Origin of the sequence: Spiribacter sp. 2438, from assembly GCF_009676705.1 — a bacterium.
GTDB lineage: Bacteria > Pseudomonadota > Gammaproteobacteria > Nitrococcales > Nitrococcaceae > Spiribacter.
This window is the reverse complement of record NZ_CP046046.1, coordinates 1,697,501-1,717,490: the sequence shown is the minus strand read 5'-3', so window position 1 is coordinate 1,717,490 and position 19,990 is coordinate 1,697,501. Positions and strand designations below refer to the sequence as shown.

22 protein-coding genes are annotated in these 19,990 nt (G+C 65.9%); 14 read left to right on the top strand and 8 right to left on the bottom strand.

The annotated features are described in order from the left end of the window. Positions 1–24: 24 nt before the first annotated feature. The 8 genes from GJ672_RS08595 (at position 25) to GJ672_RS08560 (ending at position 6,928) form a co-directional block, all read left to right on the top strand. Positions 25–1,284, top strand: coding sequence for a 6-phosphofructokinase (locus tag GJ672_RS08595; RefSeq protein WP_154296790.1), 1,260 nt, complete (start codon positions 25–27; stop codon positions 1,282–1,284). A 65-nt stretch (positions 1,285–1,349) separates the two neighbouring features. Further along, positions 1,350–1,877, top strand: coding sequence for an inorganic diphosphatase (ppa, locus tag GJ672_RS08590; RefSeq protein WP_154296789.1), 528 nt, complete (start codon positions 1,350–1,352; stop codon positions 1,875–1,877). 4 nt (positions 1,878–1,881) lie between these two features. Beyond that, the gene (locus tag GJ672_RS08585; protein ID WP_154296788.1) at positions 1,882–2,445 is read left to right on the top strand and encodes a cob(I)yrinic acid a,c-diamide adenosyltransferase; all 564 of its coding nucleotides are present in this window, start codon (positions 1,882–1,884) and stop codon (positions 2,443–2,445) included. Positions 2,446–2,447: 2 nt separating this feature from the next. Beyond that, entirely contained in the window at positions 2,448–3,329 is an 882-nt protein-coding gene (gene prmA, locus GJ672_RS08580) for a 50S ribosomal protein L11 methyltransferase (protein ID WP_154296787.1), read from the top strand. A 53-nt stretch (positions 3,330–3,382) separates the two neighbouring features. Continuing rightward, positions 3,383–3,646, top strand: coding sequence for a helix-turn-helix domain-containing protein (locus GJ672_RS08575; protein WP_154296786.1), 264 nt, complete (start codon positions 3,383–3,385; stop codon positions 3,644–3,646). 18 nt (positions 3,647–3,664) lie between these two features. Further along, positions 3,665–5,242, top strand: a complete 1,578-nt coding sequence (purH, locus tag GJ672_RS08570; protein ID WP_154296785.1) for a bifunctional phosphoribosylaminoimidazolecarboxamide formyltransferase/IMP cyclohydrolase — start codon at positions 3,665–3,667, stop codon at positions 5,240–5,242. 13 nt (positions 5,243–5,255) lie between these two features. After that, positions 5,256–6,554: a phosphoribosylamine--glycine ligase gene (gene purD, locus GJ672_RS08565; RefSeq protein ID WP_154296784.1), complete on the top strand. Its 1,299-nt coding sequence runs from the start codon at positions 5,256–5,258 to the stop codon at positions 6,552–6,554. Continuing rightward, positions 6,551–6,928, top strand: coding sequence for an MAPEG family protein (locus tag GJ672_RS08560; RefSeq protein WP_154296783.1), 378 nt, complete (start codon positions 6,551–6,553; stop codon positions 6,926–6,928). Before purD ends, GJ672_RS08560 begins: the two co-directional genes overlap by 4 nt. On the opposite strand, the gene GJ672_RS08555 is transcribed toward GJ672_RS08560, so the two are convergent. Continuing rightward, on the bottom strand, positions 6,902–7,396 hold the full coding sequence (locus GJ672_RS08555; protein ID WP_229381873.1) for a YbaN family protein: 495 nt from the start codon (positions 7,394–7,396) through the stop codon (positions 6,902–6,904). The genes GJ672_RS08560 and GJ672_RS08555 overlap by 27 nt on opposite strands. A 103-nt stretch (positions 7,397–7,499) precedes the next feature. On the opposite strand from GJ672_RS08555, the gene hemN reads away from it, so the two are divergent. Further along, positions 7,500–8,891, top strand: coding sequence for an oxygen-independent coproporphyrinogen III oxidase (gene hemN / locus GJ672_RS08550; RefSeq protein WP_154296782.1), 1,392 nt, complete (start codon positions 7,500–7,502; stop codon positions 8,889–8,891). 50 nt (positions 8,892–8,941) lie between these two features. Here the strand turns inward: hemN and GJ672_RS08540 are convergent, their stop codons facing one another. Next, on the bottom strand, positions 8,942–9,475 hold the full coding sequence (locus tag GJ672_RS08540) for a copper chaperone PCu(A)C (RefSeq protein ID WP_195759492.1): 534 nt from the start codon (positions 9,473–9,475) through the stop codon (positions 8,942–8,944). Between the two features lie 31 nt (positions 9,476–9,506). Next, the gene (locus GJ672_RS08535) at positions 9,507–10,214 is read right to left on the bottom strand and encodes an HAD family phosphatase (protein WP_154296781.1); all 708 of its coding nucleotides are present in this window, start codon (positions 10,212–10,214) and stop codon (positions 9,507–9,509) included. Between the two features lie 86 nt (positions 10,215–10,300). On the opposite strand from GJ672_RS08535, the gene GJ672_RS08530 reads away from it, so the two are divergent. Continuing rightward, on the top strand, positions 10,301–10,849 hold the full coding sequence (locus tag GJ672_RS08530; RefSeq protein WP_154296780.1) for an RNA pyrophosphohydrolase: 549 nt from the start codon (positions 10,301–10,303) through the stop codon (positions 10,847–10,849). A 3-nt stretch (positions 10,850–10,852) separates the two neighbouring features. Then, positions 10,853–13,120, top strand: a complete 2,268-nt coding sequence (gene ptsP / locus GJ672_RS08525; protein ID WP_154296779.1) for a phosphoenolpyruvate--protein phosphotransferase — start codon at positions 10,853–10,855, stop codon at positions 13,118–13,120. Between the two features lie 27 nt (positions 13,121–13,147). Here the strand turns inward: ptsP and irrA are convergent, their stop codons facing one another. From irrA to GJ672_RS08510, 3 genes are all read right to left on the bottom strand, one after another. Then, the gene (irrA, locus tag GJ672_RS08520) at positions 13,148–13,585 is read right to left on the bottom strand and encodes an iron response transcriptional regulator IrrA (protein ID WP_195759491.1); all 438 of its coding nucleotides are present in this window, start codon (positions 13,583–13,585) and stop codon (positions 13,148–13,150) included. Between the two features lie 74 nt (positions 13,586–13,659). Then, positions 13,660–14,088, bottom strand: a complete 429-nt coding sequence (gene hemJ, locus GJ672_RS08515) for a protoporphyrinogen oxidase HemJ (protein ID WP_154296777.1) — start codon at positions 14,086–14,088, stop codon at positions 13,660–13,662. After that, positions 14,085–14,597, bottom strand: coding sequence for a TlpA disulfide reductase family protein (locus GJ672_RS08510; protein ID WP_154296776.1), 513 nt, complete (start codon positions 14,595–14,597; stop codon positions 14,085–14,087). Before GJ672_RS08510 ends, hemJ begins: the two co-directional genes overlap by 4 nt. A gap of 131 nt (positions 14,598–14,728) precedes the next feature. On the opposite strand from GJ672_RS08510, the gene argC reads away from it, so the two are divergent. Together argC and erpA are read left to right on the top strand one after the other, a co-directional pair. After that, positions 14,729–15,760 carry an N-acetyl-gamma-glutamyl-phosphate reductase gene (gene argC, locus GJ672_RS08505; RefSeq protein WP_154296775.1) on the top strand — a complete coding sequence of 344 codons (1,032 nt, stop codon included), beginning with the start codon at positions 14,729–14,731 and terminating at the stop codon, positions 15,758–15,760. A gap of 70 nt (positions 15,761–15,830) precedes the next feature. After that, entirely contained in the window at positions 15,831–16,178 is a 348-nt protein-coding gene (gene erpA, locus GJ672_RS08500; protein WP_154296774.1) for an iron-sulfur cluster insertion protein ErpA, read from the top strand. A 7-nt stretch (positions 16,179–16,185) separates the two neighbouring features. On the opposite strand, the gene GJ672_RS08495 is transcribed toward erpA, so the two are convergent. Together GJ672_RS08495 and GJ672_RS08490 are read right to left on the bottom strand one after the other, a co-directional pair. Next, positions 16,186–17,256: an anhydro-N-acetylmuramic acid kinase gene (locus tag GJ672_RS08495; RefSeq protein ID WP_229381872.1), complete on the bottom strand. Its 1,071-nt coding sequence runs from the start codon at positions 17,254–17,256 to the stop codon at positions 16,186–16,188. A gap of 34 nt (positions 17,257–17,290) precedes the next feature. Beyond that, complete coding sequence (locus GJ672_RS08490; protein WP_154296772.1) at positions 17,291–18,664, bottom strand: OapA family protein; 1,374 nt, start codon at positions 18,662–18,664, stop codon at positions 17,291–17,293. Positions 18,665–18,767: 103 nt separating this feature from the next. Between GJ672_RS08490 and tyrS the strand changes: the two genes are divergently transcribed. Further along, on the top strand, positions 18,768–19,976 hold the full coding sequence (tyrS, locus tag GJ672_RS08485; RefSeq protein ID WP_154296771.1) for a tyrosine--tRNA ligase: 1,209 nt from the start codon (positions 18,768–18,770) through the stop codon (positions 19,974–19,976). Positions 19,977–19,990: the final 14 nt, after the last annotated feature.

Sequence of the window (19,990 nt, the reverse complement as noted above, 5' to 3'; positions counted from 1 at the left end):
GGATTCCGGCAGAGGGGAGCAAGGATGACCGGGAAGAACGCCTTTTATGCCCAGTCCGGCGGGGTGACCGCCGTGATCAACGCCAGCGCCTGCGGCGTCATCGAAACCGCCCGGGCCCATCCCGAGGCCATCGGCACGGTCTATGCGGGAGCCCATGGCATCCTGGGGGCGTTGCATGAGGATTTGATCGACACCGCCGCCGAGAGCGCCGACACCATCAGCGCCCTGCGGCATACGCCGGCGGGCGCCTTCGGCTCGGCCCGGTACAAGCTCCGGGGGCTCGAAGAAAATCGCGCCGAGTACGAGCGTCTGATCCAGGTGTTCCAGGCCCACGACATCGGTTATTTCTTCTACAACGGTGGCGGCGACTCCCAGGACACGGCGCACAAGGTCGCCCAGCTGGGCGAATCCATGGGCCACCCGATCACCTGCATCGGCATTCCCAAAACCGTGGACAATGACCTGCCAGTGACCGACACCTGTCCGGGCTTCGGATCAGTGGCCAAGTACATCGCCGTCGCGACCCGCGAGGCGGGCCTCGATGTGGCCTCCATGGCCCGGACCTCCACCCGGGTGTTCATCCTCGAGACCATGGGGCGCCACGCCGGCTGGATCGCCGCCGCCTCCGCGCTGGCCCGGGAGGCACCGGATGATCCACCCCACGTGATTCTGCTGCCGGAAGTGCCCCTGGACGAGCAGCGTTTTCTCGCCCGGGTTCAGGATTGCGTTGAGCGAATTGGCTACTGCGTGGTGGTGGTTTCCGAAGGAGTCCGCACCGCGGATGGCCAGTTCCTGTCCGATCAGGGCACCCGCGACGCCTTCGGGCACGTTCAGCTGGGCGGTGTGGCGCCGACGGTGGCGGCTATGGTCAAGGATGCGCTGGGCTACAAATACCACTACGCCATCGCGGACTACCTGCAGCGGGCAGCCCGGCACATCGCTTCGGCCACCGATGTGGAACAGGCCTATGCCCTGGGCCGGGCCGCGGTGGAATATGCGCTGGCGGGCCGCAACGCCATCATGCCCACCATTGTGCGTGAATCGGACCAGCCCTATCGCTGGCACATCGGCGAGGTGCCGCTGGCGGAAGTGGCCAATGTCGAGGCCCGCATGCCCGCTGATTACATCGACGACAGCGGATTCTTCGTCACCGAGTCCTGCCTCCGCTACCTGCGGCCGTTGATCGAGGGCGAGGATTATCCGCCGTACCGGGACGGCCTGCCGGTGTATGCCCGACTCCGGGGGCAGCGGGTGGCCAGGCGGCTGCCGCCGTTCCGGGACTGACCCGTTGGCGGGGCACGGGTATACTCCGCCGCACAGTCACTGGCTTCAACCAAGGAGAGTTCAGCATGGCCTACCAGGGCATCACCGCAGGGAAGAGCCTGCCCGACGATCTCAACGTCATCATCGAAATTCCGGCCCAGGCCGACCCGGTCAAGTACGAGGTGGACAAGGACACCGGCGCTATCGAAGTGGACCGGTTCATGGGAACGTCCATGCGCTACCCGGCCAACTACGGCTACATTCCCGAGACCCTGTGCGGTGACGGCGACCCTCTCGATGCACTGGTGATCACCCCATTCCCACTGGTGATCGGCTCGGTGATTCGCGCTCGCCCGGTGGGGGTGCTGGAAATGACTGACGAAGGCGGTGAGGACGCGAAGCTGCTGTGCGTTCCGGTGAGCAAGCTCACCCCGATCTATGACCACGTGCAGGCGCCGGGGGATCTGCCGTCGCTGCTGCTGGACCAGATCAGCCACTTCTTTGAGCGCTACAAGGACCTGGAGCCCGGCAAATGGGTGAAGGTCAATGGCTGGAAGGGCTACGACGCCGCGGTGGCGGAGATTGACGACGCCGTCGCCCGGGTTTCAGGCTGATCCCGTGGTCAAGCTGACGCGCATCTACACCCGCACCGGCGATGCCGGCCAGACCATGCTGGGCGATGGCAGCCGGGTGGCCAAGACCGATGCCCGGGTCACTGCCTATGGCACCGTGGACGAGCTCAATGCCCTATTGGGGATCTGCCGCCTGCACGCCGCCGGGCCGCTGGACCAGGCGCTGGCCCGGATCCAGAACGATCTGTTCGATGTCGGCGCGGATCTGTGCACGCCGGAGCAGGAGGATCCCCCCTACGAACCGCTGCGGGTGGTCGCCGCCCAGACCACCTGGCTGGAACAGGAAATCGATCGGGTCAACGCCGGCCTCGAGACCCTGCGCTCGTTCGTCCTGCCCGCCGGCAGCCCGGCGGCGGCGCATTTGCACCATGCCCGCACCGTGGCCCGCCGGGCCGAGCGGGACACCGCCGCTCTGGCCAGCATGACCCCCATCAACGAGGAAGTCCTGCGCTACCTCAATCGCCTGTCGGACTATCTGTTCGTGCTGGCCCGCGACGCCAATCGCGAGGCCGGGGGCGACGTGCTCTGGCTCCCCGGCGAAAACCGCTGAGCATGGCCTGGCGGCAGGTGGCCTTTGAGCTCCCGGCCGCCCGGGCGGGCCTGGCGGAAGCGGCCCTTGAGGCGGCCGGTGCCCTGTCGGTCACGCTGGGGGAACCCCCGGAGGCCGAGGCGGTGCTGGAACCGGGGCCCGGTGAGACCCGGCTCTGGGACCGAGTGCAAGTACAGGGGCTGTTCGAGACCGGCACTGACCTGACCGCGGTCCAGGCAGCGGTTGCCGAGGCGCTGGGCGAGCCACCAGCCGGCTGGCAACAGATCGAACTGGCGGACCAGGCCTGGGAACGGGCCTGGATGGCGGATTTCGGTCCCATGGATTTCGGCCACGGTCTGTGGGTGGTTCCCGGCGATAGGGAGCCGCCGGCAGCGGCCACGGTCAAGCTGCGACTGGATCCCGGTCTCGCCTTCGGAACCGGCACCCATCCCACCACGGCGCTGTGTCTGCAGGCCCTGGCGGCCAGGCCGCCCGTCGGCCAGACGGTCATCGACTATGGCTGCGGGTCCGGCGTGCTGGCCATCGCGGCGCTGCGGCTGGGGGCCTCACGGGCGGTCGCGGTGGACAATGATCCGCAAGCCCTGCTGGCCACCGCCGAAAACGCTCGCCGCAACGGGGTGACCGACCGACTCGAGGTCATGGGTGTGAACGACCCACTGCCCCGCGCCGATGGGGTGATCGCCAATATTCTGGCAGGCATTCTGGTGGAGTTGGCGCCATCCCTGCGGGCGGCGCTCAAACCCGGTGGCTGGATCATGCTCGCGGGTCTGTTGAACCACCAGGCCGAAACCGTGCGTGCCGCCTACCGGGCGGATGTGGATTTTCTCCCCGAGACGACCCATGGCGACTGGACCCGGCTGGATGGCCGGCGCTCCGCGCTTTAATGGCGGGCGTCCAATGGTTATGATTTCGGGCTTGCTTTCAGAGGGACGATGCCATGACGGACCAACCCAGCCGGGACGGCGCACGCGAGGGGCCGATTGGCGCTTGCGTCCGCGATGAGCTGACGTCGTACCTCGAGACCCTGGATGGCCACCCCTGCCACGGGCTTCACCAGATGGTGATCGAGGCGGCGGAAGCGCCACTGTTCGAAATCGTGATGGACCACTACAACGGCAACCAGACCCGGGCGGCAGAAGCCCTCGGCATCAACCGCGGGACCCTGCGCAAGAAGCTTCGCCAGTACCACCTCGACCGCTAACTCAACGGAGTGCCTGTGATGACGGCTTCGGCCAGTTCCCAGCCCGTGCGCCGGGCCCTGATCAGTGTTTCTGATAAAACCGGCGTCGCCGCCTTCGCTCAGTCGCTCGCCGGGGCCGGCGTGGAAATACTCTCCACCGGTGGAACCGCCCGGCTGCTCAGTGAAGCCGGCGTTCCCGTTATCGAGGTCGGTGACTACACCGGTTTTCCGGAGATCATGGCAGGTCGGGTCAAAACCCTGCACCCCCGGGTTCATGGGGGGCTGCTGGGCCGACGGGGTGAGGACGATGCGGTGATGGCCGACCACGACATCCCGCCCATCGATCTGCTGGTGGTCAACCTCTACCCCTTCGAGGCCGCCGTGGCCCGCCCGGATTGCACCCTGGCGGAGGCCATCGAGAACATCGACATCGGCGGCCCGGCAATGTTGCGTGCGGCGGCCAAAAACCATGCCGGCGTGGGCGTGGTGACCGAGCCGGAGCAATACGACGCCGTGCGGGCCGCCATCGCCGCTAACGGCGGCCTGGACGACGCTCTGCGGTTCGAACTGGCGGTGGCGGCATTCAACCACGTGGCCCGCTACGACGCGGCCATCAGCAATTACCTGTCCGCCCGCGGCGAGGCGGAATCCGGGCCCGGCTTTCCCGGCCAGCTCAATCGGGCCTGGGCCAAGCAGGCCGATCTTCGCTATGGCGAAAATCCGCATCAGGCGGCGGCGTTCTACCGCGCCCCGGATGCAGCGGCTGGCAGCTTTGCCCGCCATGTCCAGCGCCAGGGCAAAGCGCTCTCCTACAACAATCTGGCGGATGCCGACGCCGCCTGGAGCTGCGTGGGTGCCTTCGAGCAGCCCGCCTGCGTGATCGTCAAACATGCCAACCCCTGCGGTGTGGCCACCGCCGACTCGCTGCTCGAGGCCTATCAGGCCGCCTTCGCCACCGACCCCACCTCGGCGTTCGGCGGCATTATCGCTTTCAATCACCCCCTGGATGAGGCCGCCGCCCGGGCGATTCTTGATCAGCAGTTCGTCGAAGTCATCCTGGCGCCCGTCGTCACGGATGCGGCGCTGGCGGTGACCGGGCGCAAACCCAATCTGCGGGTCCTGGAAATCGCTGATGGCCCAGCGCCCACGGCGGGCTGGCGTCTTCAGCCGCTGGATGGCGGCCTGCTGGTGCAGGACGTGGACGCGGAGCTGGTGGGGCCTGACGGCCTGCGCTGCGTGACCCGCACGGCGGTGGATGCGGCGCTGGAGGCGGACCTGGATTTTGTCTGGCGGGTGGCCCGCCACGTCAAGTCCAACGCCATTGTCTATGGCCGTCACGGCCGCACCCTCGGCATTGGTGCCGGCCAGATGAGTCGCGTCGACAGTGCCCGTATCGGTGTCCGCAAGGCCGAGGACGCCGGACTGTCCCTGCAGGGGGCGGTGCTGGCGTCTGACGCGTTCTTTCCGTTTCGGGACGGCGTCGATCAGGCGGCCGAGGCCGGCGTGCAGGCCATCATCCAGCCCGGTGGCTCCATGCGTGATGAAGAGGTGATCGCCGCCGCCGACGAGCACGGCATCGCCATGGTGTTCACCGGCATGCGGCACTTTCGACATTGAGCGAGGAGGCGTGATGAGGATTCTGGTCATCGGGGGTGGCGGGCGCGAACACGCCATGGCCTGGCGGCTGGCCCGCTCCCCCCGGGTTGAGCGGGTCTATGTGGCACCCGGTAACGCCGGCACCGCTGGTGAGCCCGGGGTTGAGAACGTGGCGGTGTCCGCGACCGATGTTGTCGGGTTGCGGGATCTGGCCCAGCGGCTGGGCGTTGCCATGACCGTAGTGGGCCCGGAAGCACCGCTGGCGGCGGGCGTTGTGGACGCTTTCGAGGCCGCGGGTCTGCGCTGCTTCGGGCCACGCCAGGCCGCTGCCGAGCTGGAGGCATCCAAGGCCTTCGCCAAAGCGTTTCTCGAGCGTCACGACATCCCCACCGCGGCCTATCGCAGCTTTGATGCCCTGGAGCCGGCCCGGGCCTGGATTCGCGAGCGCGGCGCACCGCTGGTGATCAAGGCCGACGGCCTGGCCTCGGGCAAGGGCGTTACCGTGGCGCAGACCCTGGACGAAGCCCTGGAGGCCGCCGAGGCCATGCTGGGTGGCGCCTTTGGCGCCGCCAGTGAGCGCATCGTGGTAGAGGATTTTCTGGTGGGTGAAGAGGCCAGCTTCATCGCCATGGTGGACGGCGAGTCGGTGCTGCCCCTGGCCAGTTCCCAGGACCACAAGGCCCGGGACGCCGGTGACCAGGGCCCCAACACCGGCGGCATGGGCGCTTATTCTCCCGCGCCGGTGGTGACCGAGGCGCTGCACCACCGCATCATGGACACGGTCATCCGCCCCACGGTGGCGGGCCTGAGCGCCGAGGGGCGAGGGTTTCGCGGCTTTCTCTATGCCGGGCTGATGATCGATGCCGACGGTGTGCCCCGGGTGCTTGAGTTCAATGTCCGGCTGGGTGATCCGGAAACCCAGCCCATTCTGATGCGCCTGCGCACGGATCTGGTGGATCTGCTGGAGGCGGCCTTCGACGGCGAGCTGGCCACTGCTGATGTGGAATGGGACCCCCGGCCCTGCCTGGGTGTGGTGCTGGCCGCCGAAGGCTATCCCGGGGATTATCGCCGTGGCGACGTCATCTCCGGCCTGTCTGGTGAACCGGGAGCGGATCGGCAGGTGTTTCATGCCGGCACCGCCCTGAACGACGCCGGCGAAGTGGTCACCGCCGGTGGCCGGGTGCTCTGTGTCTGTGCCCTCGGTCGGGACACGGCCGCCGCCCAGGCCGCCGCCTATGACCTGGCTCACTCCATTGAGTGGCCGGGACGGTTTGTGCGCTCGGACATCGGCCATCGTGCCGTTGCCGCCGAGCTGGAAGGGGAGTCGCCATGAGCATCGCGTATTACTGTGTGCTGGCCGCGATTTTTCTGCCCATCGTGTTCGCCGGGCTCGCCAAGTCTCGGGGCGACTTTGACAACGCCCGTCCGCGGGAGTGGCTGACCAGCCTGGAGGGGTGGCGGCAGCGTGCCCACTGGGCCCAGCTCAATACCTTCGAGGCATTCCCGCCCTTTGCGGCGGCGGTGATCATCGCCCATCAGCTGGGCGCGCCCCAGGGCCCCGTGGACGTGCTGGCGGTGCTGTTTCTGGTTTTTCGCGGTGCCTACGGGCTTTTCTATATCGTCGATCGCCCGACCCTGCGGAGTCTTGCCTGGATGGCCGCCTTCGCCTGCACGGTGGGGCTATTCATCATCGCCGCGCTGGCCTGATTCCGGCGGATTGGGCTTGCTCCTGCGGTTATCGGGGCCGTGGGGACGCGTAATCAGAAACACGACCACACACAGCAGCACGCCCAGAGCAATCAGGCGCGGGGTCACGGCTTCCACGGTTATCCAGGTGATGATCCCGCTGATGGCCACGAGGATGATGGCGGTGACTTTGGCCCGGGGTCGGATGGCGCGGTGATCCCGCCAGTCCCGCAACAGCGGGCCGAAGCGGTGGTGACTGTACAGCCAGGCATGCAGTGCCGGTGAGCTGCGCGAGGCACAGTAGGCGGCCATTAGCAGAAAAACCGTGGTGGGCATCAGCGGCACCACCACGCCGATGCTGCCCAGACCCACGAAAAACAGCGCCAGGCTGAGCCAGACATAGCGGGCGATGGCGCCCCGCCAAGTGATGGGGGCCGGGGGCTCGGGGGGGTCGCCGTTGTCGAATTGCCGCGCCGGATCGCGCTTCATGTCTTCTCCCGCCGGGGTGACCCGAACAGATGATTCAGGTCAACACTTCGATTCCCAATGACCGCTATCGTCAGGCCAACGATCGATCATGGAGAAGGCTGTTATGGCCAACAGACTACCGCTGGAGCGCGAGCTGCTGAGACGTTACGACGTGACCGGGCCCCGTTATACGTCCTATCCCACCGCTGCTCAGTTTACCGAAGCCTTTGATGGCAGGCGATACCGGGAGCGGGTGGCCGCCGGCAACGGCGATCCCATGCCCCGGGCCCTGTCGCTGTACGTGCACGTACCGTTCTGCCGCACGGTCTGTTTCTACTGTGCCTGCAACAAGGTCATCACCGCCAATTACCGCCGGGCGGAGCGCTATCTGGACCGCCTGATCCAGGAGCTGGACCTGCAGGCGGCGCTGTTCGATGACGATCGGCCGGTGGAACAGCTGCACCTGGGCGGTGGCACCCCCACCTATTTCACGGATGCGGATCTGGAGCGGCTCATCGGCGCGATTCGGGACCGTTTTCCGCTGGCGGACCCGCCGGTGCGTGAGTTCTCCATCGAGGTGGATCCCCGCACCGTCGACCGGGAACGGGTCGCCCGGCTGGCGGAGCTGGGTTTCAATCGACTCAGCCTGGGGGTTCAGGACTTCGATTCGGACGTGCAGAAGGCCATTAATCGCATTCAGGGCGTGAAGGACACCGCCGACGTGGTGGCCGAGGCCCGGGCCCAAGGGTTTCATTCGGTCAATCTGGACCTGATGTATGGGCTGCCCCTGCAGACTCCGGAGCGCCTGCATCGAACCCTGGACGCTGTGCAGGACATCCGGCCGGATCGCATCGCGCTGTACAACTATGCGCACATGCCCCAGATGTTCCGCATCCAGCGGCAGATCGCCGAGGCCAGTCTGCCCTCCGCCGAGAACAAGCTCACCCTGCTCATCGAGGCCATGCAGCGTCTTGCCGAGGGCGGCTATCAATACATTGGGATGGATCACTTCGCGCTGCCCGGGGACGAGCTGGCACAGGCCGCCAATGACGGCACGTTGCACCGAAATTTTCAGGGCTACGCCACCCGTCCGGATCTGGACCTGATCGGTCTGGGGGCGTCTTCCATTGGTCAGATCGGTGATGCCTACAGCCAGAACCGCCGGGATCCCGAGGGTCATGCCGAAGCGGTGTCCGCGGGGGAACTGCCGATCTGGCGGGGCGTGGAGCTGTCAGCGGATGACCGGCTGCGCCGGGATGTGATCCAGTCGGTGATGTGTCAGGGCCGGGTAGACTTTGACACGGTGGAAGAGCGTCACGGCGTGATTTTCCGTCAGTACTTTGCGGAGGCGCTGGAAGAGTTGACGCCTCTGGTGGATGACGGGCTGCTGGACATCCACGCCCGGGGGCTGGCGGTCACCGAGCGCGGGCAGTTCTTCCTTAGAAACGTGGCCATGCCCTTCGACGCCTATCTGGTCGAGGCCCGCAACCAGCGGCGGTTCTCCCGGGTCATCTGAGCCCGGCGGCCCCGGCGGCCGCCGGATCAGTGGCCCATGGCGTCGTCCGGTTAATGGCCGTGGCCATGGCCATCGCCATGATCATGACCGTGACCGTGACCGTGACCGTGACTGTGATCATGGTCATGACCGTGGTCGTGACCCGCGTCCATGGCCGTCGGGGCCCGGACTTCCACGTCAATGGGCAGGTCACCGCCCCGCTCCAGCTCCAGCACGATTTCGTAGCGCTCGCCTTCCTGCAGCGGTGTCTCCAGGCCCATGAGCATGACGTGACGCCCGCCGGGCTCGAAGATCAGCTCGCCGCCGGCGGGGATGCGGACCTCGGGCGTGTGGATCATGCGGGCATTGCCGCCTTCTTCGATGGTCTGGTGCAGTTCCACCCGCGGCGACCGGTCAGTGCGGACCCCCACCAGGCGGTCACCCCGGCTGCCGGTGTTGGTGAGATGGAAGTAGGCGCCTCCGGTTTCCAGGCCCGGCGCCGTGGCCCGGGACCAGGCCCCCTCAACAGTGATTTCGGCACTGGCAAGCACGGGGGCCAGTAAACAGATGGCGGCGATGGACCAGCGGGACAGCCGGGCATTCATGGCGAGATTCCTCGGTAACAAAACTCTTCAATTATGCGGGGTCGCCGCCGCGGGCGGAAGGGTCCAGGGGCTGGGGTATATCCCCCTCACGCAGGGTGATCACCGGCCAGCCTCGGTCTCGCGCGGCAGCCTCCAGCACCGGGTCCGGATCCACCGCCACCGGATGGTCAACATGCTCGAGTAGGGGCAGATCATTGCGTGAATCACTGTAGAAGTGCATGGCGTCCGTCATCCGCCCTTCGGCATCCAGCCACTGCTGCAGCGCGGTGATCTTGCCGTCGCGAAACGTGGGCACCCCCCGGTGGCGGCCGGTGAAGGCACCGTCCTGCACTTCCGGCTCGGTGGCCAGCAGCACCGGTATGTTGAACAGCTCCGCGATGGGCTCGGTGATGAAGCGGTTGGTGGCGGTGATGATCATCAGGCCATGAGCCGCCTCGCGGTGTTGTTCCACCAGCGCCCGGGCGGCTGGCAGCACCCGCGGCCGGATGTGGGAGTCGATGAAAGCCCGACGCCAGGCGGTCAGCACTTCATAAGGCGTTTCTGCCAGTGGGCGCAGCGCAAACTCCAAAAAGGTGTCGATGTCCAGATCACCCGCTTCGTAGGCCTCCATGAAGCGGCGATTTTCCGCTTCGTAGTGCGCCGCATCCACGGCGCCCTGGTGGATCAGGTACTGACCCCACAGGTAGTCACTGTCCCCGCCCAGCAGGGTGTTATCCAGATCGAATATGGCGAGTTGCATGCAGGCTCCGTTAGCTAGTCGATTGCCGGGTGATTGTGGTCTGTGGAAGAATGACAGGCAATGAGGCTGCCTTCCGGGTATTGCAAGTGATTGATTCGCAGGGTTTTCGTCCAAACGTTGGGATTATCCTCGCGAACGCCGGCGGACAGGTTTTCTGGGGCCGACGCATCGGCCAGGAGGCCTGGCAGTTTCCCCAGGGAGGCATTCAGCGCTCGGAAAGTCCCGAGGCCGCCCTGTATCGCGAACTCCACGAAGAGGTGGGGCTGGCGCCCCATCACGTCTCGGTACTGGGCTCCACCCGGGGCTGGCTGCGCTATCGCCTGCCCCGGCATTTGATCCGGCGTCGGCAGAAGCCCACCTGCATTGGCCAGAAACAGGTCTGGTTCCTGTTGCGGCTCGAGACCGAAGACGCCGCGGTGCGCCTGGATGCCACCGGTCAGCCGGAGTTTGATGACTGGGCCTGGGTGTCCTACTGGGATCCCCTGGAGCAGGTGGTGTCTTTCAAGCGCAGTGTCTACGAGCGGGCCCTGGAGCAGCTGGCGCCCATGCTATTCCCGGACGGGCCACCCCGGCGGCCGGCCAACCCCGGGCCGGGGCAGCCACCGGTGATCCAGCCACGGTCGCAACGGGGCTGACGGGTGCTCTCCACCCTTCATCGTGTTGTCGAGGCAGTCAACGAGGCGGGGGATTTCAACGAGGCCCTCAAAATCATTGTCGATCAGGTGGCCGAGGCCACCGGGGCGGACGTCTGCTCCGTCTATCTGCTGGAGGCCGGCGGCGGCCAGCTGAGACTGGTGGCCACCCGGGGCCTCAACCCGGAAGCAGTTGGTCAGGTCACCCTGTCCCTGGACGAAGGCCTGGTGGGTCTGGTCGCCCAGCGCGAGGAATCGGTTAACCTGGACAATGCCGACCGGCATCCGCGGTTTCGCTATTTCCCGGAAACCGGCGAGGAGCGTTTCCACTCTTTTCTCGGTGTTCCCGTCATCCACTATCGTTCCCGGCTGGGGGTGCTGGTGGTACAGCGCCAGGTGGGCGACCGGTTCAATGACGCCGAGGTGGCTTTTCTGGTGACCATGGCCTCGCAGCTGGCGGGGGTCATTGCCTACGCCCGGGTCCGGGGAGAACTCTCCGCGGCGGTTGACCCCACGCCGGGTCAGGTACTGGGGCTGGACGGCATCGGCGGCTCCAGCGGCGTCGCCATGGGCGAAGGGCTGGTGGTCACGCCCATGGCCCGCCTCAGCAATGTCCCGGACCGCCCGGTCACGGACCCGGCCCGGGAAATCACCGACTTCAACCAGGCGGTGGCCGCCGTGATCAGCGATCTGCAGGGGCTCTCCGAGCGCATGCGCGATCAGCTGCCCGAGGGCGAGCAACTGCTGTTCGACGTCTATCAGCGAATGCTGGAAGGCGAGAGTTTCACCCGCGGCGTGATTGATCGCATCCATCAGGGGCACTGGGCGCCCTTCGCCCTGCGCCGCACCATCAGTGAGCATGTGCGCCGGTTCGAGGCCATGGACGATCCCTATCTGCGGGAGCGGGCCGACGACGTCCGCGACATGGGCCGCCGTGTACTGGCCCGGCTGCTGGCCATTGAGGTGGATCACGGTGAGCTGCCGGAGCGGGTGATTCTGGTGGGTGAGGAGCTCAGTGCTTCGCAGCTGGCGGAGATCCCGGCGGACCGACTGGCCGGCGTCCTCAGCGCCGGCGGCTCGGCGAACTCGCACATTGCCATCCTGGCCCGGGCGCTGGGGGTGCCGGCGGTGATGGGGGTGGCGGACCTGCCGGTGCATGATCTGCAGGGGCGGTCACTGATTCTGGATGGCTACCGGGGGCGGGTCGAGGTGGATCCCGCCGAGCCGCTGCGTGCCGAATACGCGCGGCTTCAGCAGGAGGAAGAAGCACTCACTGCAGAGCTGGCTGATCTCTCCGGCCTGCCCGCTCAAACCCCCGATGGCGCCAGCATCCGCCTGTGCGTGAACACGGGCCTGGCCGCCGAAATCAACCCGGCGCTGGAGATTGGCTGCGACGGGGTGGGTCTGCATCGAACCGAGTTTCCGTTCATGATCCAGGACCGTTTTCCGGGGGAAGAAGAACAGGCGGCCCTGTATCAGGAGGTCCTGGGGGCCTTTGCGCCGCAACCGGTGACACTGCGCACACTGGATGTGGGGGGCGACAAGCCGCTGCCGTATTTCCCCACCAACGACGCCAACCCCTTTCTTGGCTGGCGGGGGGTGCGCATGACCCTGGATCACCCGGAAATCTTCCTGACCCAGTTACGGGCCATGCTGCGGGCCTCGGTGGGTTTCGACAATCTGCAGATCATGTTCCCCATGGTCACGCGTCTTGAGGAGGCGGAGCAGGCCACCGCCCTGGTGGCGCGGGCTCGGGAGGAACTCGAGGAAGAGGGCGTAATCACCACCCGACCCCGCGTGGGCGCCATGGTGGAGGTGCCGGCGGCGGTGTATCAGGCGGAGAGCCTCGCCCGTCGGCTGGATTTCCTGTCCATCGGCAGCAACGATCTGGCCCAGTACCTGCTGGCGGTGGATCGCAATAACAGCCGGGTGGCCTCGCTTTACGACGAGTTGCACCCGGCGGTGTTGCGGGCGGTGAACGAGGTGGCCCAGGCGGGGCGGCGGGCCAACTGTCCCGTCTCGCTGTGCGGCAGCATGGCCGGCGAGCCGGGCATTGCGCCGTTGTTGCTGGCCATGGGCATGGACAGCCTGTCCATGAGTAGCGGTCGGCTGATGCGGGTCAAGTGGGTGATTCGCACGCTGACACTGGCCCAGTGTCAGGCGCTGCTGGCGGAGGCGCTGGTGTGCGAAACGCCGGAAGCGGTTCGCGGGCTAATTCATCGCACGCTGGATGAGCATGGGCTGGGGGGTCTGGTCCGCGCAGGCCGCAACTGAGCACCTGCGCCAGATTGCCTGATTCTGTCAGGCCGGCGAGGCACTCCGAACCCGAACGATGACATCAACACTCTCGATGGACTTGCCATCCGGGGGCTTGGGGAGTGAGCTGACCGCCACGGTCTCGGCGGGTATGTCCTCCATGGCGCCGGTGTCTTCATCAAGAAAGTGATGATGCGGGGCGACGTTGGTGTCGAAGTAGATGCGGCGTGGATCGGCAAGGATTTCGCGCAGCAGGCCCGCTTCGGTGAATTGATGCAGGGTGTTGTACACCGTGGTCTGGGACAGCCGCAGCCCGGCGTCGAGGGCCTCGGCATAGACACCCTCGGCGGTGAGGTGACGCTCACCCTGGCCGAAAATCAGTTCCGCCAGCCCCAGCCGCTGCCGGGTGGCCCGCAGACCGGCCTGCTGCAGTAGATCACGGAGATAGGCGTCGTCGGCGCCGGTTTGTTGAGCGTTGTTCATGGACCTAACCATACTGGACTTGTTCGGTACGGTTTAATGTACCAGAAAAAAATCAACGGCATAAGCGGTACCGCTCATATCCACGGTTTCAGTGTGGCCAGTAGGATCACCCCGATCAAGACAATTACCGGCGCTTCATTGAACCAGCGGTACCACACGTGGCCGTGCGGGTTGCGGTCTTCGGCAAACGCCTTCAGCAATCGCCCGCAGTAAAGGTGATAGCCCGCCAGCGCTGCCACCAGCAAAAGCTTGACGTGCAGCCATCCCTGCTGCAGCCAGAATGGCTGCATGGCGATCAGCCATACGCCAAGCCCGATGGTCACCACGGCGCTGGGCGTCATGATGCCCCGATAGAGCTTGCGCTCCATCACCTTGAAGCGCTCCCGGCCGACCTCGTCTTCGGCCATGGCATGGTAGACAAACAGCCGTGGCAGATAGAACAGTGCGGCGAACCAGGTGACCATGCTGATCAGATGGAATGCCTTGACCCAGAGATACGTCATGCAGACTGCTCCTCGGGCAGCAGGTTGCGGATTTCGTTGTGGAGCCGATCAAAGTTCAGCAAGCCGATACGCTGCCAGACAATGCGACCCTCGGCGTCGATCAGTACCGATGTCGGGGTGACGCGGATGTTGTCAAAGGCATTGGCCACCCGGGCACCCTCATCCAGGGCGATGGGGTAGGGCAGGCCCTTTCGATCGACGAGGTTGCGGACCCGGCGCTCCGGGTCGTATTCCATGGCAACGCCCACCAGCGTCAGCCCCTGAGGACCCAGGGTTTCGTACAGCTCCACCAGCTCGGGCATTTCACTGATGCAGGTGGGGCAATCCGTCGCCCAGAACTGAATCAGCACCGGGCCGCCGCGATAGTCCGCCAGCGGGACGGCCTCGCCATCCAGCAGATGCAGGGCCACATCCGGCGCCGGGTCGCCGCTGCGTGGTCCCAGCCAGGCAAATGTCAGAGCGCCGAGTACCATCAGCGCCACCAGACCGGTTAATGCGTTCTTTGCCATGGGTGTGGTCTCCCGATTGAATAACCGGATTTTACCAGCATCCGGCGACGGCAGAGGCGATCTCCAGTGGGCCGCCCCGATCTGGCATCATGAGCCAACCCACGCCGAATCAGCGATTCAGGAGCAACAATATGGTAACCGCCGGCATTGTCGGAGGCACAGGCTACACCGGAGTTGAGTTGCTGCGGCTGCTGGCCGCGCACCCCGAGGTAAAACTGACCACCATCACCTCCCGGGGTCAGGCGGGCCAGCGGGTGGATGCGGTATTTCCCAACCTCCGCGGTGTGCTGGACCTCCGCTTCAGCGACCCCGGGGATGCGTCCCTGGCCGCCTGTGACGTGGTCTTCTTTGCCACGCCCAACGGCACGGCCATGCAGATGGCCCCGGCGCTGGTTGAGCGCGGCGTTCGGGTGATTGACCTCGGCGCGGATTTCCGTATTCGCGACCTGGCGCTGTGGTCGCAGTGGTATGGCATGGAGCACACCTGCCCGGATCTGGCGGCGGAGGCGGTCTATGGACTGCCGGAGCGGCATCGCGAGGCCATTCGCAGTGCCCGTCTGGTGGCCAACCCGGGCTGCTACCCCACGGCGGTTCAGCTGGGTCTGCTGCCCCTGGTGGAGACCCGGGCCGTGGAGTTGAGTCATGTGGTCGCCGACGCAAAGTCCGGCGCCAGTGGGGCCGGACGCCAGCCGAAGCAGCACACCCTGTTGTGCGAAGCCACCGAAAACTTTCATGCCTACGGCGCGGGGGGGCATCGACATCTGCCGGAAATCCGTCAGGGCCTGGAAGAGGCCGCGGGTCAGCCGGTGGGCCTGACCTTTGTCCCTCACCTGGTGCCCATGATCCGCGGCATTCATGCGACGCTCTATGCGCCCCTGAAGGATCCCGCCACGGATCTTCAGTCGCTCTACGAGGCGCGCTATGCCGATGAGCCCTTCGTGGATGTCCTGCCGCCGGGCAGTCACCCGGAGACCCGCAGTGTCCGCGGCAACAACCTGGTTCGCATCGCCGTGCACCGTCCTGCCGACAGCGACATGGCGCTGGTTCTGGCGGTGGAGGACAATCTGGTCAAGGGCGCCGCAGGCCAGGCCGTGCAGAACATGAACCTCATGCTGGGTCTGGACGAGACCGCCGGGCTGATCCACACCGCGGTATTGCCATGAGGGCATTGACGACCCTTGCCAGCCGCGTTGAGAATGCGTACCGGAAAAGTCCTATTTGGAGACAGACATCATGACGGTTGTCGAACAGGAAGACCTGCTGGTTTTCACCGACAGCGCGGCCACCAAAGTGCGCCAGCTGCTGGATGAAGAAGACAATCAGGACCTCAAGCTGCGGGTTTACATTACCGGAGGCGGCTGCTCGGGCTTTCAGTACGGGTTCATGTTTGACGAGAGCGAAGAACCCGGTGACGCGGTGGTCGAGAATGGCGGCGTCACCCTGTTGGTGGATCCCATGAGCGGCGCCTATCTGGAAGGGGCCGAAATCGACTACGTCGAGGGGATCGAAGGCGCTCAGTTCGTGATTCGCAACCCCAACGCTTCCACCACCTGCGGATGCGGCTCGTCCTTCGGCGTCTGAGCGCCGCTCAGGCCGGGTAAATACCGCCCAGGCGCGCGGGTCGCCGCGCGCCGGTAATGTTCTCAAGCGATAACTTCCGCCCCTCCAGGGCAGCGTCCGCGAGCCAGGCAAAACCCAGGGCCTCGATGGACCCTGCCGGATAGCCAAGGGCGTCACTGGTGATCACCGGCAGCGGCTCCAAGCGCTCCTCGAGCCGCTTCACGAGATGGCGGTTGGCGGTTCCGCCACCGCAGAGCACCAGGTCATCGACGGCGACGGGGGCGGCCTCTAGCGAGCCGGCGACGCTTTCCACCGTCAGTTCGGCCAGGGTCGCCTGTACTGAGCCGCGGTCCAGGATGTGGACCCGGTGGGATTCCAGCCAATTCAGGTTGAACCGCTCCGGCCCCGTGCTCTTGGGCGGCGGCCGCTGGAAGTACGGATCTGCCAGCAGTTTCTCCAACAGACCCGGGTCCGGCGCTGCCGATGCCGCCCACGCACCCGCCGCGTCATGGGGCTGATTCAGGTGCCGCTGGGCCCAGGCATCCATCAGGGTGTTGGCGGGCCCGCAGTCATGGCCGCCGAGGATGGCTCCCCCGGCGTCCATCAGCGTCAGGTTGGCAATGCCGCCCAGATTGAGGACGGCACGGGGCCCGGAACGGCTGAACAGCGCCCCGTGAAACAGGGGGGCCAATGGTGCCCCCTGCCCCCCCATGGCCAGGTCCCTCTGGCGAAAATCCGCGACCACGGTGATGCCCGTGGCCTGCGCCAGGCGGCTCGGATCACCCAGCTGGCAGGTCACCGGCGGGTCCGCGTCGGGGGCGTGCCAGACGGTCTGCCCATGCAGTCCGATGGCGTCGACGGATTCGGCAGGGCATGAATGATCGGCCAGCAGCCGGTTGACGGCGTGGGCGTAGTGGTGGGCGAGCTCCGCATCCAGGGATAGCGCCTCGGCCAATGCCGACTGCCCATTAATGCCCCGCAGTCGCTGGATCAGCTTCGGCAGCAAGGGGGTGTGTTGATGACTGAGAATCTGCGGGGAGGAATTCGGCGGGAAGCGGGCTAGGACCGCATCAACCCCGTCCAGGCTGGTCCCCGACATTAACCCGACGCACAGGCGCCCGGCGGCGCCAGGCTTAGTCGCCGGCCCGGGCAATCCGTGTCTCGCTGACCTCGTCCAGCATCGCCACCCAGTCGGCGGTGTTGGCCCTGAATTCGGCCAGATAGCGTTCATCGATGGGGTCGGCCGCCGGCAGCTCCACCGTCCTCGGGTTGCGGTGAACCCCGTCGACCCGGAACTCGTAGTGCAGGTGGGGGCCGGTGGACAGCCCGGTGCTGCCCACATAGCCAATCACGTCACCCTGCTGGACCCGGTCGCCGGTGGACTGGCCGGAGGCGAAGTTGCGCATGTGAGCATAAAGCGTGGTGATGTTGCCGCCGTGCTGCAGGACCACGGTGTTGCCGTAGCCCCCTTTGGGCCCGCGATGGATGATCCGGCCGTCACCGGAGGCCCAGATGGGGGTCCCGGGCGGTGCGGCATAATCGGTGCCCACGTGGGGTCGAGCGGTGCCGTACACGGGGTGAACCCGGTTGGGGTTGAACTCGGAGCTGACCCGGGTGAAGTCGGTCGGAGTACGCAGGAAGGCGCGCCGCATGTTGCGGCCGTCGGGGGTGTAAAAATCACTGCGACCGTCGCCGTCTTCGAAGCGGAGGGCACGGAAGCGCTCTCCCCGGTTGATGAATTCCGCGGCCAGGATGCGCCCGGTACGCACCTTTTCGCCATCTCGATAAAGTTCCTCATACACCACTGTAAAGCGGTCGTTCCGGCGGATGTCCAGGGCAAAGTCAATGTCCCAGCCAAAGATCCGCGCCAGCTCCATGATCAGCCGGTCGTCCAGACCGGCCTGCAGGCCCGACCCGTAGAGGGAGACGTTGATCTGACCGTCCGTGACCGCGATGCGGCTCTCGAGCTCCCGCACCTCGATGCGCGACTGGAAATCGCCGTTGGCGTCATCTCGCTCCACCCACAGCGTCTCGGTTTCGCTCTTTTCATAGCGCACCGCCACCAGGGCATCGTCATCGCCGAAGGCCAGCGCAATTTCATCACCGGGATAAAGTCGGGTCAGGCCGGCCGCCTCGTCACTGCTGGTGACCACGTCGTGGACGTCCCGTGGGCTGAGGCCAGCCCGTTGGAACACTGCCGCCAGATTGTCGCCACGCTTCACTGTCTGGTGGCGCCAGTCCAGCTGGGGAGTGGGCGCCTCATCCATCACCGGGGTGGTGATGGCCGCGGGTTGAATTGCTTCGGTCGGGGTATCCGCGGGCGCCACGTCGGCGGACTGGATGGGCGCCCGGTCGATGGTCAGGGGGATGCCGGTGGTCGGGTTCTCCGTCGGGGAAGGCGTCTCGCTGCCGGGGAGGAAAACGCCGGCGGCCATGAGCAGGACTCCTGTGCCCAGAAGTCCGTTGCGAATCGGATGCTGGCCCAGAAAGCCGTGACGTCTTTTCATGGGCCGCCAAGATAGCCGGGCGGCGGTGTGGGGTCAACGCGCAGCGCCGAGGAATTCGGTAGACTCATTGCCTTTCCGGCATGGGTACGAGAGGGGCATCAGGATGAGCGGTGTAGAGGAGGCGTTGGCGCAACTGCAGCGGGGCGTTGATGAAATCATTCGCGAGGACGAGCTTCGCGAGCGACTCGCCGCGGGCCGACCCCTGCGTATCAAGGCGGGCTTCGACCCCACTGCGCCGGACCTGCACCTTGGGCACACCGTACTCATTAATAAAATGCGTCAGTTCCAGGCGCTGGGGCATCACATTCTGTTTCTGATCGGTGACTTTACCGGGATGATTGGCGACCCCACCGGGCGAAGCGCCACCCGAAAACCGCTGACCACCGACGATGTCGCCCACAACGCCGAGACCTATCGGGATCAGATCTTTCGCATCCTTGATCCGGATGCCACCGAGGTGGTGTTCAACTCCAGCTGGATGAGTCAGATGACCGCCACCGACATGATTCAGCTGGCATCACGGCACACGGTGGCCCGCATGCTCGAGCGGGACGACTTTCACAAGCGTTATCAGGGCAATCAGCCCATCGCCATTCATGAGTTTCTTTACCCGTTGGTGCAGGGCTATGACTCGGTGGCCCTGCGGGCGGACGTGGAGTTGGGCGGCACCGACCAGAAATTCAACCTGCTGGTGGGGCGGGAGTTGCAGCGGGAATACGGTCAGCCGCCCCAGGTGCTGATGACCACGCCGGTGCTGGAGGGGCTGGACGGCGTACAGAAAATGTCCAAATCCCTGGGGAACACGGTGGGCATTCGAGAACCCGCCGGGGAGATGTACGGCAAGCTGATGTCGGTATCCGATGATTTAATGTGGCGGTACTTCGAGCTGCTCAGTTTCCGGCCACTGAACGAAATCGAGTCTTTGCGGCATCGGGTTACGGAGGGAATGAATCCCCGCGATGCCAAGTTCGAGCTGGCGGATGAGTTGGTGACCCGATTCCATGATGCCGCCAGTGCCCGCGCTGCTCACGAGGAGTTCGTGGCCCGCTTTCAGCGCGGTGCCCTGCCCAGCGACATGCCCGAGCACGAGCGAAGCGCGCCGGCGGACGGGCTGGCGCTGGTGCCGCTCCTCAAGGATCTGGGGCTGGTGCCCAGCACCTCCGAGGCTCTGCGGATGCTCAAGCAGGGCGCCGTCCGGGTGGACGGCGAGCGGGTGGAAGACCGCGAGCTCAAGTTGCCGGCGGGCGGGGCCTACGTGCTGCAGGTGGGCAAGCGGCGTTTCGCGCGGGTCACATTGCAGAAAAGTTTATGACAAACCGTTGACAG